Origin of the sequence: Streptomyces aureus, from assembly GCF_000725495.1 — a bacterium.
In the GTDB taxonomy this organism is placed as follows: domain Bacteria; phylum Actinomycetota; class Actinomycetes; order Streptomycetales; family Streptomycetaceae; genus Streptomyces; species Streptomyces aureus_B.
In genome coordinates this window covers 1-13,431 of sequence record NZ_JNZD01000023.1, presented here as the reverse complement: position 1 = coordinate 13,431, position 13,431 = coordinate 1, and the positions used below count along the sequence as shown (strand labels likewise).

The following is a 13,431-nucleotide window of genomic DNA, read 5'->3' as shown; positions in this document are numbered from 1 at the left end:
TCGGTTCTCGGTCTGTCGGTTCTCGGTCTGTCGGTTCTCGCGCTGTCGGTTCTCGCCGTCACTTCTCGCGCGGCCACAGCGCTGTCACTTCTCGCGCGGCCACAGGCCCGGGTCGGGGGTGAAGCGGACGCGCAGCTCGCCCTCGCGCAGGGCCGCTCCGGCCACCGTGCAGCGGCGCAGCGCCGACGGGAGCGGGACGATCCTGCGCAACTGGCCCACGGAGACGACGAGTTCGTCCCCCCGCCGGATGAGGTCGAGTTCGTCGCGTATCGCGCCGGGCAGCGGGATGTGCCAGACGAGCACCCCGTCCTCGGCGAGGTGGTCGGTGACGGGCCACTCGACGGGGGTGGGCGCGGTGTTGACGCCGGGCACGGCGAGCGAGGCGAGGTCGTCGGTGCCGCGCGGGTCGTGGCCGCGGTGCGGGACCTCGTGGACCGTGTACGTCTCCCGCCACTCCTCCAGGGCCTTGCGCTGCTGGGCCGCGAGGGCGCCGAGCCAGGCGTCGTGCGGGGCGCCGGGCAGCACCCGGTTCGCGACCAGGCCCTCCACGGCCAGGCCGCGCAGGGCCAGCGCGGTGGTGGCGGTGCGGACGGCGTCCGTGCCGGCGGGTCCGGGCTCGGCGACCAGCCGTACGGTCGTGGAGCGGTCCTCGACGACGGCCTGCACGGCGGCCAGCTCGACGTCCCAGCGTCCCGCGGTCTCGTACAGCCAGTCGGCGGGCATCGGCACGCCCGCGAGTCGTCCGAGGACCGGGCGCAGGGCGCGGGCCGCCTGGCGCTCCGGCGGGAGCAGGCGGCGCAGGTAGCGGCGGAGTTCCTCGGGCAGTGCGAGGAGGGCGAGGGCCTGCGGGGTCGGGGGCAGGTCCACGACGAGCAGGCCGTACGCCTCCGAGAGCGCGGCGTCGCGCAGGGCGCGGAGCAGGGCGAGTTCCTCGGCTCCGGGCAGCGGGGTGACCTCCTCGGCGTCCAGGCGGGAGGCGCCGAGGAGGTCGAGGGCGGTGGTGGCCCGCTTCTGGAAGGCGGTGAGATCGTCGCGGAAGCGGGCGGCGGCGTCGGGGCGCCAGACGGTGAGGCCGTTCTCGGCTTCCACGGGGTCGGGGCCGGTGGGGACCCCGAGGACGGCACCGAGGGTGTCGGTGCGGTCGGCGGTGAGCAGGAGGGTGCGGGTGCCTTCCCTCGCCGCGTTCAGCGCGGTGGCGGCGGCGACGGTGGTACGGCCTGTGCCGCCTTGGCCTGTGATCAGGATGGTGCGCATGGGGGTGAACGCTACTGGGTGGGTCGGGGCCGTGCCGGTGCATCAGCCCGTCGCCGTTGGACAGAGATGTGGACGTTAGTGGCGACGGGCATCGATGTACCGGCACGGCCCCTCACGCCGAATCCCGGCTGCGGGTGTGCGGTGGCCCGGGCGCAGTCCCTCACAAGCATTCAACCCGGCCGGGCAAGCATTCAACCCGGCCGGGCAAGCATTCAACCCGGCCGGGCAAGCATTCAACCCGGCCGGGCGAGCATTCAGCCCCTCCGGGCAAGCATTCAGCCCGGCCGGGCGAGTATTCAGCCCCTCCGGCGTTTGAGGAGCGGGGTCCGGGGCGGAGCCCCGGGGTGGGACGGGTAGGGGCGGAGGGGGCGAAGACCTGGTTGTGGGGCCACCGGACCTGCGGCGGGATGAGACGCCGGGCAGATCGGGCCGGGTTGTCGGTGCGGCCCCCTTCGGGGGCTAGGCCGTTTCCTCTACGCGCTTCTTCAGGCCGGCCAGGGCTCGGTCGATGATGACCTTCTCGGCCTTGCGCTTGATCATGCCGAGCATGGGGATCTTGACGTCGACGGTCAGCCGGTAGGTGACCTCGGTGGCCCCCTTGCCCGCGGGCTTCAAGAGGTACGAGCCGTCCAGCGAGCGCAGCATCTGCGACTTGACCAGGGTCCAGGAGACCTCGTGGTCCCCGGTCCAGGTGTAGCCGAGGGTCTGGTCGTCCTTGATGGCACCGGCGTCCATGACGAGACGGACCTGCTCGGCCCGGCCCTGCTCGTCCGTCTTGAGGACCTCGGCCTCCTTCACCTCACCCGTCCAGTCCGGGTACCGGGCGAAGTCGGCGATCACCGCCATGACGTCAGCCGGTGCCGCCTCGATCGTGATGCTCGAACTGGTGTGTTCCGCCATCGCGGTGGCTCCTCGAGATGCGGTCCGGTGAGGGAGGGTGGTGCGCACGTGTGTGCAGCGTGAAGGCTACCGCGCACGGCCCCGGGCACCGTCACCCCACCTGGCCTTCAGCGCCGTCGCCGTGTCACCACTCCAGCACCCACGGGCGTCCCGACCCCGCGAAGTGCCCCACATTGACGCATTCCGTCGCCCCGACGCGCATCCGCCGGGCGAGCGGCTGATGGACGTGGCCGAAGAGCGCATACCGGGGGCGCGTGCGCCGGATCGCGTCCAGCAGGGCGCGTGAGCCCCGCTCGAAACGGCGCGCCACCGTGTCGTAGACGAGCTCCGGGACCTCCGGCGGAATGTGGGTGCACAGCACGTCGACCTCGCCGACCGCCTCGATCTTGGCCGCGTACTCCTCGTCGCTGATCTCATACGGCGTCCGCATCGGCGTGCGCAGCCCTCCGCCGACGAACCCGAAGACGCGCCCGCCGATCTCGACCCGCTCGCCGTCGAGGACCGTGGTGCCCGGTCCGGCGAACTCCGGCCACAGGGTCGGCATGTCGACATTGCCGTAGGTCGCGTACGTCGGTGTCGGGAACGCGGCGAACATCTCGGCGTACTGCTTGCGCACCGCCTTCTCGATCACCGCGGCACGGTCGGAGCCGACGCCCGCCCACAGCCGGGCACCGAAGGCGCGCGCCTCCTCGAAGCGGCGGGCGGTGCGCAGCTCGACGATGCGGTCGGCGTTCTCGACGCCGAAGAGGTCGGGGAAGATGCCGCGCGCGTGATCGGCGTAGTCGAGGAAGAGGACCAGGTCACCGAGGCAGATCAGGGCGTCGGCGCCGTCGCCGGCCCGGGCCAGGTCGCGGGCGTTGCCGTGCACGTCGCTGACCACGTGAATGCGCGTTCTCGGACGGCCGACCGGTGTGGATGCCATGACGATCAAGCGTAGGCCGGTGCGGCAAACGTGAACAGAGGGGGCCGGACCTGCGGTTACTGGCACCCCCGGAAGCGCTTGGACTACTGTGCGCGCAGGAACGCCACCACGTGTGACGCATGGAACATCTCGCCGGGACCCCCTGTCGAAGAGGCCATACCGGCGGGTAACGTCCGGGCAGTCCAGTCGTACTCGGGATTTCAACATGTGATCTCTTGAGTACTTGCCCGAGCCTTGGACCGCACCGTCGCATCACACAGAGTCGTGGCGTCGGCGCCCTATGAGGAGCAGCAGTCTTGCGCGAGTTCAGCCTTCCGGCTTTGTACGAGGTCCCCGCGGACGGAAATCTCACCGACATCGTCCGCCGAAACGCCGCGCAGCATCCCGACGTAGCCGTGATCGCCCGCAAGGTGGGCGGTACCTGGACGGACGTCAGCGCCACCACCTTCCTCGCCGAGGTGCAGGCGGCGGCGAAGGGTCTGATCGCCTCGGGCGTGCGGCCCGGTGACCGGGTCGCGCTGATGTCCCGTACCCGTTACGAGTGGACGCTGCTCGACTTCGCGATCTGGAGCGCCGGCGCCGTCACCGTCCCGGTGTACGAGACCAGCTCTCCCGAGCAGGTGCAGTGGATCCTCGGCGACTCGGGCGCCCGGGCCTGCATCGTGGAGCTGCCCGCGCACGCCGCCTCCGTGGAGTCGGTGCGCGACCGGCTGCCCGCCCTCGAGCACGTCTGGCAGATCGAGGCCGGCGGTGTCGAGGAGCTGGGGCGGCTCGGCGCGGACGTCAGCGACGCCACCGTCGAGGAGCGCGGCTCGCTCGCCAAGGCCGACGACCCGGCGACCATCGTCTACACCTCCGGGACCACCGGCCGCCCCAAGGGCTGCGTGCTGACCCACCGCGCCTTCTTCGCGGAGTGCGGCAACATCGTGGAGCGGCTGCGCCCGCTGTTCCGCACCGGTGAGTGTTCCGTCCTGCTCTTCCTCCCGCTCGCGCACGTCTTCGGGCGGCTCGTGCAGATCGCGCCGATGATGGCGCCGATCAAGCTGGGCTGCGTCCCGGACATCAAGAACCTCACCGACGAGCTGGCCGCCTTCCGGCCGACGCTGATCCTCGGTGTGCCGCGCGTCTTCGAGAAGGTCTACAACTCGGCGCGCGCCAAGGCCCAGGCCGACGGCAAGGGCAAGATCTTCGACAAGGCGGCGGACACGGCGATCGCGTACAGCCGCGCGCTGGACACCCCCTCGGGGCCGTCCCTCGGTCTGAAGATCAAGTACAAGACGTTCGACAAGCTCGTCTACAGCAAGCTGCGCGCGGTGCTCGGCGGTCGTGGCGAGTACGCGATCTCGGGCGGTGCCCCGCTCGGCGAGCGGCTCGGTCACTTCTTCCGTGGCATCGGCTTCACCGTCCTGGAGGGCTACGGCCTCACCGAGTCCTGTGCGGCCACGGCCTTCAACCCGTGGGACCGTACGAAGATCGGTACGGTCGGCCAGCCGCTGCCCGGCTCCGTGATCCGCATCGCCGACGACGGCGAGGTGCTGCTGCACGGCGAGCACCTGTTCAAGGAGTACTGGAACAACGAGGCCGCGACCGCCGAGGCGCTCGCCGACGGCTGGTTCCACACCGGTGACATCGGCACCCTCGACGAGGACGGGTATCTCCGGATCACCGGCCGCAAGAAGGAGATCATCGTCACCGCGGGCGGCAAGAACGTCGCCCCGGCCGTCATAGAGGACCGCATCCGGGCGCACGCGCTGGTCGCGGAGTGCATGGTGGTCGGCGACGGACGTCCGTTCGTCGGCGCGCTGGTCACGGTCGACGAGGAGTTCCTGGGCCGGTGGGCCGCGGAGCACGGGAAGCCGGCGGGTTCGACGGCGGAGTCGCTGCGCGAGGACGCGGATCTGGTCTCCGCGATCCAGGACGCGATCGACGACGGCAACGCGGCGGTGTCCAAGGCCGAGTCGGTCCGCAAGTTCCGTATCCTCGCCCACCAGTTCACGGAGGAGTCGGGGCATCTGACGCCGTCGCTGAAGCTGAAGCGGAACGTGGTGGCGAAGGATTACGCGAACGAGATCGAGGCACTTTATCGGGGCTGACGCCCGAGCGACCGGCTCCGGCCCCGGCCCACGACAACGGCTCGGCCCCCTCCAGACGAGGGGGCCGAGCCGTTTCCATGGCCATAGCTCCGCCCCCGCCGCGGGGGTGGGGCGCCGTCCCGGGCGGGAGGGGTCCGTCGTGGCCGTTCGCGCAGTTCCCCGCGCCCCTGGACGGGTCCCGCCGTAGGGATGGGGCGCCGTCCCGGGCGGGAGGTCCGTCGTGGTTGCTCGCGCAGTTCCCCGCGCCCCTGACGGGCGCGCCCCTGACGGACGCCCGTCGGGGCGGCCGACCAGGGGCGCGGGGAACTGCGCGAGCGACCCACGACCAGCCGCACACGCCGACCGGCAGACGCCGCAGCCCCGTAGGCGGCCCTCCAGGGGCGCGAGGAACTGCGCGAACCGCCCACGACCAGCCGCCGGCGCCAAGGAGCAGACGGGGCAGCCCCTCGGGCGGCCCTCCAGGGGCGCGAGGAACTGCGCGAACGGCCCACGACCAGCCGCGGGCGCCGAGGAGCAGACGCCGCAGCCCCGTAGGCGGCCCTCCAGGGGCGCGGGGAACTGCGCGAACGGCCCACGGCGAGCCGCGGGCGCCGACGGGCAGGTGTGGCAGCCCCTCGGGCGGGTGTTCAGGGGCGCGGGGAACTGCGCGGGCGGGGCGGGGGCGACGGGCGGGCGTGGTGGCACGGGGGCTGGGGCCCGAGGTCAGAGCAGGGCTCGGAGTTGCTCGGCCAACAGGTCCCAGCGCCAGGTCTGTTCCACCCAGGCCCTGCCCCGCTCGCCCATGCGGCGGCGCAGCTCGGGATCACCGAGGAGCGTGACGATCCGGTCGGCCGCGTCCTCGGGGGAGCCGCCGCGGACGACCCACCCCGTCTCCCCGTCGAGCACCGCGTCCGGCGCGCCTCCCGAGTCCCCGGCGACCACCGGAAGGCCGGTGGCAGACGCCTCCAGGTAGACGATGCCGAGTCCCTCGACGTCGAGCCCGCCCCTGCGGGTCCGGCACGGCATGGCGAAGACGTCCCCGGCCCCGTAGTGCGCGGGCAGCTCCGCCCAGGGCACCGCCCCGGTGAAGCGGACCGAGCCGGCCACCCCGGTCTCGGCGGCCAGCTTGCGCAGGTCGCCCTCGTAGGGCCCGCCGCCGACGATCAGCAGCACCGCGTCCGGTTCCTTGGCGAGGATCCTCGGCATGGCGAGCACGAGGGTGTCCTGGCCCTTGCGCGGGACCAGGCGGGAGACGCAGACGACCACGGGCCGGTCGGTCAGGCCGAGCCGGGCCCGTACCTCCTCACCGCCCGAGCCGGGGTGGAAGGTCCGCTCGTCGACGCCCGGCGGCAGCTGCACCATGCGCGCCGCCGCCTGCGGGGTCAGCGCGGAGGCGATCCGCGAGCGGGTGTACTCGCCGAGGTAGGTGATGGTGTCGGTGGACTCGCCGATCCGGCGCAGCAGGGTGCGCGCGGCGGGCAGCTGGGCCCAGCCGGCCTCGTGGCCGTGGGTGGTCGCGACAAGGCGGGTCGCGCCCGCTCTGCGCAGGGCCGGCGCCATCAGCCCGAGCGGTGCCGCCGCGCCGAACCACACGGACGTGCAGCCGTGTTCGCGCAGCAGTCCGACGGCCCGTTTGGTGACGCCCGGCGTCGGGAGCATCATGGTCGTACGGTCCCGTACGACGGTGAACGGCTGCTCGGCGTCGAAGGCCGCGGTGGCCTCCGCGCCCTCGCGGCCGCGCTTCCAGGTCGAGGCGTAGACGACGAGCCGTTCGGGATCCAGGCGCAGCGCCATGTTGTGCAGAAACGCCTGGATACCGCCGGGGCGGGGCGGGAAATCGTTCGTCACGATCAGGGTCTTGTGCATCGTGTTCGACACTATCGAATCTATACTCACAGCTCCGCACGGCCGCGCTTGACGGCTCGCACACAGACCGGTGCGTCACCCTGGTTCCGCCACAGCGCGGCGGCGAGGCACACGGAATCCGGACGATGAGGGCCAGGTGGGCATGACGGGGGCACGGAGCACGAGGTTCCCGTTCGGCATGGCCGTCCTGCTCGGAACCTGGGGTCTGACCCGGCTGGCGCTGCTCCTGTTCGTGGCCAAGGTGTACGTCTTCCCGGGGCCGGACGTGACCAGCGACGTCGCGGTGATCTACCACGGCTGGTACGACGTGCTGCGGCACGGCAGCTTCCCGCTGCACGACGTGACCTGGCAGTACCCGCCGGCCGCCTCCCTCGCGATCCTCTCCCCCGGCCTGCTGCCGTTCCTCGACTATCCGCACGCCTTCTTCGTGCTGGCCTTCGTCGCGGACCTGATCGTCTTCGGCATGCTGCTGTACGCGGGCTCGCGTCCGGGCAGGACGCTGCGCGGCGCCTGGGTGTGGATGATCGGCGTCCCGCTGCTCGGGCCGACCGTGTTCGCCCGCTACGACGTGATGGTGACGGCCGTGGCGGTCGCCGCGCTGCTCGCGGGTTCCCGGCACCCCCGGGTGATGGGGATGCTCACGGGCTTCGGCGCGATGGTGAAGGTGTGGCCGGTGCTGCTGCTGCTCGGGGCCGTGCGCCGCCGGGCGTGGGCGTGGGCTGCGGCCACCGCGGCCGGGATCGCGGCGCTGTTCTGGACGGTGATGCCGGGCGCGTTCGCGTTCCTGACGTTCCAGCGCGACCGCGGCACCGAGGTGGAGTCGCTGGGCTCCCTCGTCTTCCATGTGGCCCGGCACCACGGCTGGAACGGGCGGGTGCTGCTCAACTACGGCTCGGTGGAGTTCGTCGGCCCCTACGTCGACACGGTGAGCACGGCGGCGCTGGTGCTGACCGCGCTCGCCTTCGGCTGGCTGCTGCTGTGGCGGCTGTGCGCCAAGCGGTTCCTGTCGCACACCATGGCGGACGCGGCGTTCGTCGCCGTCCTGATGTTCACGACCACCAGCCGGGTCATCAGCCCCCAGTACCTGGTGTGGCTGGTCGGGATCGCCGCGGTGTGCCTGTGCTTCCGGGCGAGCCGGATGCTGGTGCCCGCCTGTCTGGTGCTGGTCGCGTGCTTCGTGACGGTGCTGGAGTTCCCGACCTGGTTCGCGGACGTCGTGGGCAGCACCCCGCTGGGCATCACGCTGCTGGTCCTGCGCAACGGCCTGCTGGTCCTCGCCACGGTGCTGGCGGCCCGGCAGCTGTGGCGCGGCACGGTCTCCCGGCCGGCGCCGGAGCTCCCCGCTCAGGCGGCCCGCGCCAAGGAGCCCCTGGCCTCCTCCTGACGCCCGGCGCGCACGGTCCGCCGGGCCCACAGCGCCAGGGCCGCGCACTGCACGGTCATGGACAGCGCGAGGGCCAGGCAGATGCCCGGCAGCCCCCGTCCGGACAGGGCGAGGGCGAGCGGCAGCTGGACGGCGGTACCGGCCAGGGTCACCCGCAGCAGCACCGGCGCTCCCCCGCTGCCCTCGAAGACCCCGCCGAGGGCGATGAAGCAGGCCATCAGCAGCAGATAGGGGCCGACGCAGCGCAGGAACAGCACGCCGTCGTGGGCGACCGCGGGTCCGGCGCCGAAGGCCCGCATGATCCAGGGGGCGAGGGCGGCGAGGAGCGCGGCGGCGAGCAGGCCGGCGGTCCCCGAGACGGCGACGGCCCCCCGTCCGATGGCGGCCCGCTCGTCACGGCCGGCGCCGCGGCTGTGCGCGGTGTGGATCGAGGCGGCCTGCCGGACCGCGTAGAACGCCATGGTGGCGACGTACATGACCTTGTAGGCGATCGCGTAGGCCGCGACCGCCGTCGTCCCGAGCCGGGCCACGATCGCGACGAGTACGAGGGCGCCGCCCTGGCGCACGGTGAAGTCGGCGGACATGGGCAGCCCGGTGGCCAGGGTGCGGCGCAGGGCCGCGTGGGTGCCCTCGGACGGGGCCGCGCCGGCCGCCTCGGCCAGCAGGCTGTTGCGGCGCAGGGCGCGCAGTCCCGCCAGGAGGGCCGCCGAGCGGCACAGCACCGTCGACAGGGCGGCGCCCCGGACGCCCCAGACGTGGATCAGGAACGGGTCGAGGCCGAGGATCAGGCCGTTGGCCAGCAGGGCCAGGCGCAGCGGGGTGCGGGTGTCGCCGGTGCCCTTGAGGATGCCGTCGACGAGGTTCTGCGCGAAGAAGACGGCGATGCCGGGCAGGGAGATCGCGAAGTACTGGACGGCGAGGGTCAGGGCACGTCCGTCACCGCCGAGGACCAGCCGGGTCAGTGGCTCCCGCAGCAGGAAGCCGCCGAGGGCGACGACCGGGGTGACCGCGGCGCACAGGGCCCAGCCCCCGCGTACGGCGGCCCGGACCGCTCCCGGGTCGCGGGCGCCCCGGGCGTGCGCGACCAGCACGGTGGTGCCGGAGGCGAAGACCAGGGCGACGCCGAGCAGCACGTTCTCGGTGTTCGTGGCGACGGCTACGGCGGCCACGGCGGCGCCGCCCAGCCGGGAGACCCAGACGGTGTTGATGATTCCGGCGGCGACGGAGGCGAGCAGCGAGAGGTAGACGGGGTGGGCCAGCGCTATGAGCTGCTTGCGGTGGGCGTTCACGACGGCTCCTTCGGTACGGGCCACCTGGGTGCGGGTCACCTCGATACGAGCTACCTCGTTTCGAGGTAGCTCGATAAGAGGTACCATGGGTGGGTGAACCCTGCAACCATCCGGACGCGCCGACCGCTCGGGGCGCCCACGAGGGAAGGGCCGACCCGATGCTGGAGCTGTCGATCCTGGGATTCCTCTACGAGGAGCCCCTGCACGGCTACGAGCTGAAGGAGCGCATCAAGGCCCTCAGCGGCCACGTCCGGCCGGTCAGCGACGGCGCCCTCTACCCGGCGATCGCCCGGCTGGTCGACAAGGGCCTGCTCGACCAGCACACCGAGCCCGGCAGCGGGGCGGCCCCGCGGCGCATCCTCGCGCTGACCGACCGGGGCCGCGAGGACCTGCTGGAGCGGCTGCGGCGGCCCAAGCCGGCCGAGATCACCGACCAGGTCCGCTTCAACACCCTGCTGGCGTTCCTGCGCCACCTGGGCGACCCCCGGGAGCAGGCCGCCGTGCTGCGCCGCCGGCAGGAGTTCCTGGAGACCCCGGCGAGCTTCTTCTACCGGGACGGCGAGCCGGTGCGCGCGGAGGAGGCCGACGACCTGTTCCGGCAGGGGATGCTGCGGGTGGCGCGGGCGACGGGCCGGGAGGAGCGGGCTTGGCTGGCCGAGGCCATCGCCCTGCTGGAGGGCTGAACGGCCGGGTGCGTCAGCCGAGTTGGCCGACGAGGTACTGCCGCCACAACCGGGTGAACTCCTCCGGCGTCGTGCGCAGCACGTCCCGCAGCGCGGCCTCGACGGCCCCCGCGCGCTTCCCGTGGTCGCCGACCGCGCGGTAGAACTCGTTCAGCCGGACCTCGCCCCAGTGGTCCGCGATCAGCCGGCAGGCCATCCAGCCGCCCTCGTAGGCCCGTGCCAGCGCGCCCGCGTCCGCGGTGAACCCGAAGTCCCCGTCGTCGGGCAGCGCGGCCGGCACCTGCCCGGCGGCCACCGCCCGCTCCAGTTCCGGCGCGACCTGCCGGGGCGTCCGCCCGCTGCCCCGGTAGCCGACCCAGTCCGCGTACCCCTCGGAGAGCCACAGCGGGGTGGCGGCCGTGGTGTGGGCGCGGGTGGCGACGTGGGTGGTCTCGTGGGTGAGGACGACCTGCTTGCCGAGGTCGCCGAGGACGCCGTACGCGTCCGGGTTGACGATGATCCGGTCCGCGGGCGCCTGCGCCGAGCCGCCCGCCTCCCCGGTGGTGACCGCCGCGATCCCCCGGTATCCGGAGGCCGGGGACCCGAGCAGCCCCGCCATGCCCTCCAGCGACGCGGGGACCAGGACGACGACGTGCCGCGACCAGTCCGCGCCCCAGGCGCCGGACACGGCGGGCACGGCACGGTCCGCGAGGGCGGCGAAGGAGCGCAGCCGCGCGCCGGACTGCCCGACCCCGAGGACGAGGCTGTGCTCACTCCGTACGGCGGTCACCGTCCCCTCGTCCCAGAGCTGGTCGCCGCCCTTGCCGGACGGCTCGTCGGAGGTGACGCGCCAGGTTCCGCCGGTACGGGCCAGCTTCAGGGCCCGGTCCACGGTGACCGGCGCGGCGTCGTAGCCCGCGATGCGGTAGCTCAGTTCGGCGCGGGCGGTGGCGCTGTCCCCGGAGCGGCTCAGACCGTCCAGGCGGTAGGACCAGGCGGCCAGGGGGACGGCGCGCAGGTTGGCGAGGCCCGCTCCGGCGCCGGCCGCGACGCCGGTCGCTCGGAACGCCGTCTCGTCCCGGTCCAGGACGGCGGCAGCCCTCCGGTCGAGGACCCGCTGCACATCGGCCTTCGCGGTGTCCGGGGCGGTCCGGCCGCCGCAGCCGACGAGCGCGGTGAGCAGCAGCACCACCGGGAGCCACGCTCGCGACGCACATCTTCGACCGGCCATTCTCCCGATCGTACGGTGCCCGTGCCGGCCCTCAGGACCGCCGGCCCGGCCCGCGCGGGGCCGGGAACCGCGCGCCGTCAGACCCGGGTGACGGACGAGATGGGCATCATCCCGACCGGGTCGTAGCGCACCGGGGCGCCCGGATAGGGCGCGTGGATGACCTGGCCGTTGCCCACGTACATCCCGACATGGCTGGCGTCGGACCGGTAGGTGACCAGGTCGCCGGGCCGCGCCTGGGACAGCGGGATCTGCCGCCCGGCGAACCGCTGGGCCTGCGAGGTGCGCGGCAGACCGACTCCGGCGTGCGCGTAGGACCACTGCATGAGACCCGAACAGTCGAAGCCGCCGGGGCCGTTGGCGCCCCAGACGTAGGGGCGGCCGAGCGCCGAACGGGCGGCGGCGACGGCGATGGCCGCGCGCGAGGAGGAGGCGACCGTGCCGCCGGGGCCGGGCAGGTCGTCGCGGTCCGAGCGCGACGCCCGTCCGTAGGCGGCCCGCTCGGCGTACGGCAGCGCGGCGAGCAGCTGTCGCGCCTTGGCCAGTTTGCCCTCGATGACCCGCTTGTTCCGGGCGACCGCGGTGCGGCTGCGCTCCAGTTCGGCGAGTTTCCCGTCGGCCTCCTCGCGCTGCTGGGCGAGATCGCGCAGGGCGAGCCGGAGGTCCTTGAGTTCACCGGCCTGCCGGGTGCTGATCCGGTCCAGCACGGAGGCCTGGTCGAGGTAGTCGTCCGGGTGGGCGGAGAACAGCAGGGCGAGCGAGGGGTCGAGGCCGCCGGAGCGGTACTGCGCCCCGGCGAGCGAACCGAGGGCGTCCCGCATGGTGTTGACCCGGTCCTGCTGCCGGGCGATGGCGTCCTGTGCCGTGCCGATCTCCCGGCGCAGCGCGTCACCGCGCTCGCCGGCCTCGTTGTAGGCCTCGGTGGCCTTCTCGGCCTGCGTGTAGAGGCGGTCCACCTCGGCCCGGGTGTCGCCGGCGGGCGCCGCCGAGGCGGGCAGGGTGCCGAGCGCGGCGGCCGCCGCGGACATCACGCAGGCGGCGACACCGAAGGCGCCGGCGCCCCGGTCGAGGCCTGTCGGTGCAAGGCGGCGATGGAACCCCACGGGTGGCCGCACTCCCTTCCGCTGACGGTCCCCCGCCGTCGGGGGATCGCGGCAGACAGTAACCGCGCCACCACGCAGCGACCAAAGACCCCCGCGGGCACGCACAGTGACGCCCCGCCGGAGACGCAGGTCACCGACGGGGCGTGGGGTCAGCGCGAGTTGTCGCAATTCGCCCGTTTGGGCGGTGCGGCGGAAGGGCGCCGCGGGCGGTGGGCGCCGAGCCCGGTCCGCCCGCGCGGATCAGATCCGGACGCCGAACTGGAAGGGCATGTTGCCGATCGACTCGTAGCGGACGACCGCTCCGGTGTGCGGGGCGTGCAGCACCTGGCCGTTGCCCGCGTAGAGGCCGACGTGGTGCTGGTCGCCGTAGAAGATGACCAGGTCGCCGACCTGGAGGTCACTCTGCGAGTAGATGCGCGTGCCGGCGTTGGCCTGGGCCTCGGAGGTCCGGGGTATGGTCACGCCGGCCTGGGCGTAGGCCCAGGAGGTGAGGCCGGAGCAGTCGAACGAGCTGGGGCCGGAGGCGCCGTAGACGTACGGGGAGCCGATCACGCTCTGGGCGGCCGCGAACGCGGCACCGGCGCGGCCCGATCCCTTGCTGTTGCCGAGGTCGACGCGCTCGCTGGCGCGGGTGGCCCGCTCCTGCTCCTGGGTGGCCAGGGCCGCCTTCTCCTGCGCCGTCAGCGAGTTGAGGAGCTTCTGCGCGGAGCCCAGCTTGCTCTGGACTTCCTTCTTCTTCTTGGCGAGCTCG

11 protein-coding genes are annotated in these 13,431 nt (G+C 73.2%); 3 read left to right on the top strand and 8 right to left on the bottom strand.

The features are described from left to right. Positions 1 to 84 precede the first annotated feature (84 nt). The 3 genes from IO36_RS25370 to IO36_RS25360 all read right to left on the bottom strand — a co-directional run bounded on the left by IO36_RS25370 (position 85) and on the right by IO36_RS25360 (position 3,034). Positions 85 to 1,254 (bottom strand): ArsA family ATPase, encoded by a 1,170-nt coding sequence (locus IO36_RS25370; protein ID WP_037623261.1) that lies wholly within the window; start codon positions 1,252 to 1,254, stop codon positions 85 to 87. Between the two features lie 459 nt (positions 1,255 to 1,713). Further along, positions 1,714 to 2,154, bottom strand: a complete 441-nt coding sequence (locus IO36_RS25365) for an SRPBCC family protein (protein WP_037623259.1) — start codon at positions 2,152 to 2,154, stop codon at positions 1,714 to 1,716. A 124-nt stretch (positions 2,155 to 2,278) separates the two neighbouring features. Next, entirely contained in the window at positions 2,279 to 3,034 is a 756-nt protein-coding gene (locus tag IO36_RS25360) for a metallophosphoesterase family protein (RefSeq protein WP_037623257.1), read from the bottom strand. A gap of 338 nt (positions 3,035 to 3,372) precedes the next feature. Here IO36_RS25360 and IO36_RS25355 point away from each other — a divergent pair, with 338 nt between their 5' ends. Beyond that, positions 3,373 to 5,169: an AMP-dependent synthetase/ligase gene (locus tag IO36_RS25355; RefSeq protein ID WP_037623255.1), complete on the top strand. Its 1,797-nt coding sequence runs from the start codon at positions 3,373 to 3,375 to the stop codon at positions 5,167 to 5,169. 702 nt (positions 5,170 to 5,871) lie between these two features. Here the strand turns inward: IO36_RS25355 and IO36_RS25350 are convergent. Beyond that, the gene (locus tag IO36_RS25350) at positions 5,872 to 7,014 is read right to left on the bottom strand and encodes a glycosyltransferase family 4 protein (RefSeq protein ID WP_037623369.1); all 1,143 of its coding nucleotides are present in this window, start codon (positions 7,012 to 7,014) and stop codon (positions 5,872 to 5,874) included. A gap of 178 nt (positions 7,015 to 7,192) precedes the next feature. Here IO36_RS25350 and IO36_RS25345 point away from each other — a divergent pair, with 178 nt between their 5' ends. Then, positions 7,193 to 8,398, top strand: coding sequence for a glycosyltransferase 87 family protein (locus IO36_RS25345; RefSeq protein WP_245173487.1), 1,206 nt, complete (start codon positions 7,193 to 7,195; stop codon positions 8,396 to 8,398). On the opposite strand, the gene IO36_RS25340 is transcribed toward IO36_RS25345, so the two are convergent. Beyond that, positions 8,359 to 9,687, bottom strand: coding sequence for an MATE family efflux transporter (locus IO36_RS25340; protein ID WP_037623367.1), 1,329 nt, complete (start codon positions 9,685 to 9,687; stop codon positions 8,359 to 8,361). The two genes, IO36_RS25345 and IO36_RS25340, sit on opposite strands and share 40 nt — an antisense overlap. 158 nt (positions 9,688 to 9,845) lie before the next feature. On the opposite strand from IO36_RS25340, the gene IO36_RS25335 reads away from it, so the two are divergent. Then, positions 9,846 to 10,370, top strand: coding sequence for a PadR family transcriptional regulator (locus tag IO36_RS25335; RefSeq protein WP_037623253.1), 525 nt, complete (start codon positions 9,846 to 9,848; stop codon positions 10,368 to 10,370). A gap of 13 nt (positions 10,371 to 10,383) precedes the next feature. Here the strand turns inward: IO36_RS25335 and IO36_RS25330 are convergent, their stop codons facing one another. The 3 genes from IO36_RS25330 to IO36_RS25320 form a co-directional block, all read right to left on the bottom strand. Then, entirely contained in the window at positions 10,384 to 11,580 is a 1,197-nt protein-coding gene (locus IO36_RS25330) for a hypothetical protein (RefSeq protein WP_051900945.1), read from the bottom strand. Positions 11,581 to 11,657: 77 nt separating this feature from the next. Further along, complete coding sequence (locus tag IO36_RS25325; protein ID WP_037623249.1) at positions 11,658 to 12,680, bottom strand: C40 family peptidase; 1,023 nt, start codon at positions 12,678 to 12,680, stop codon at positions 11,658 to 11,660. Between the two features lie 240 nt (positions 12,681 to 12,920). Next, positions 12,921 to 13,431 (bottom strand): C40 family peptidase (locus IO36_RS25320; protein WP_037623248.1); only part of this gene is annotated, 511 nt, incomplete at its 5' end.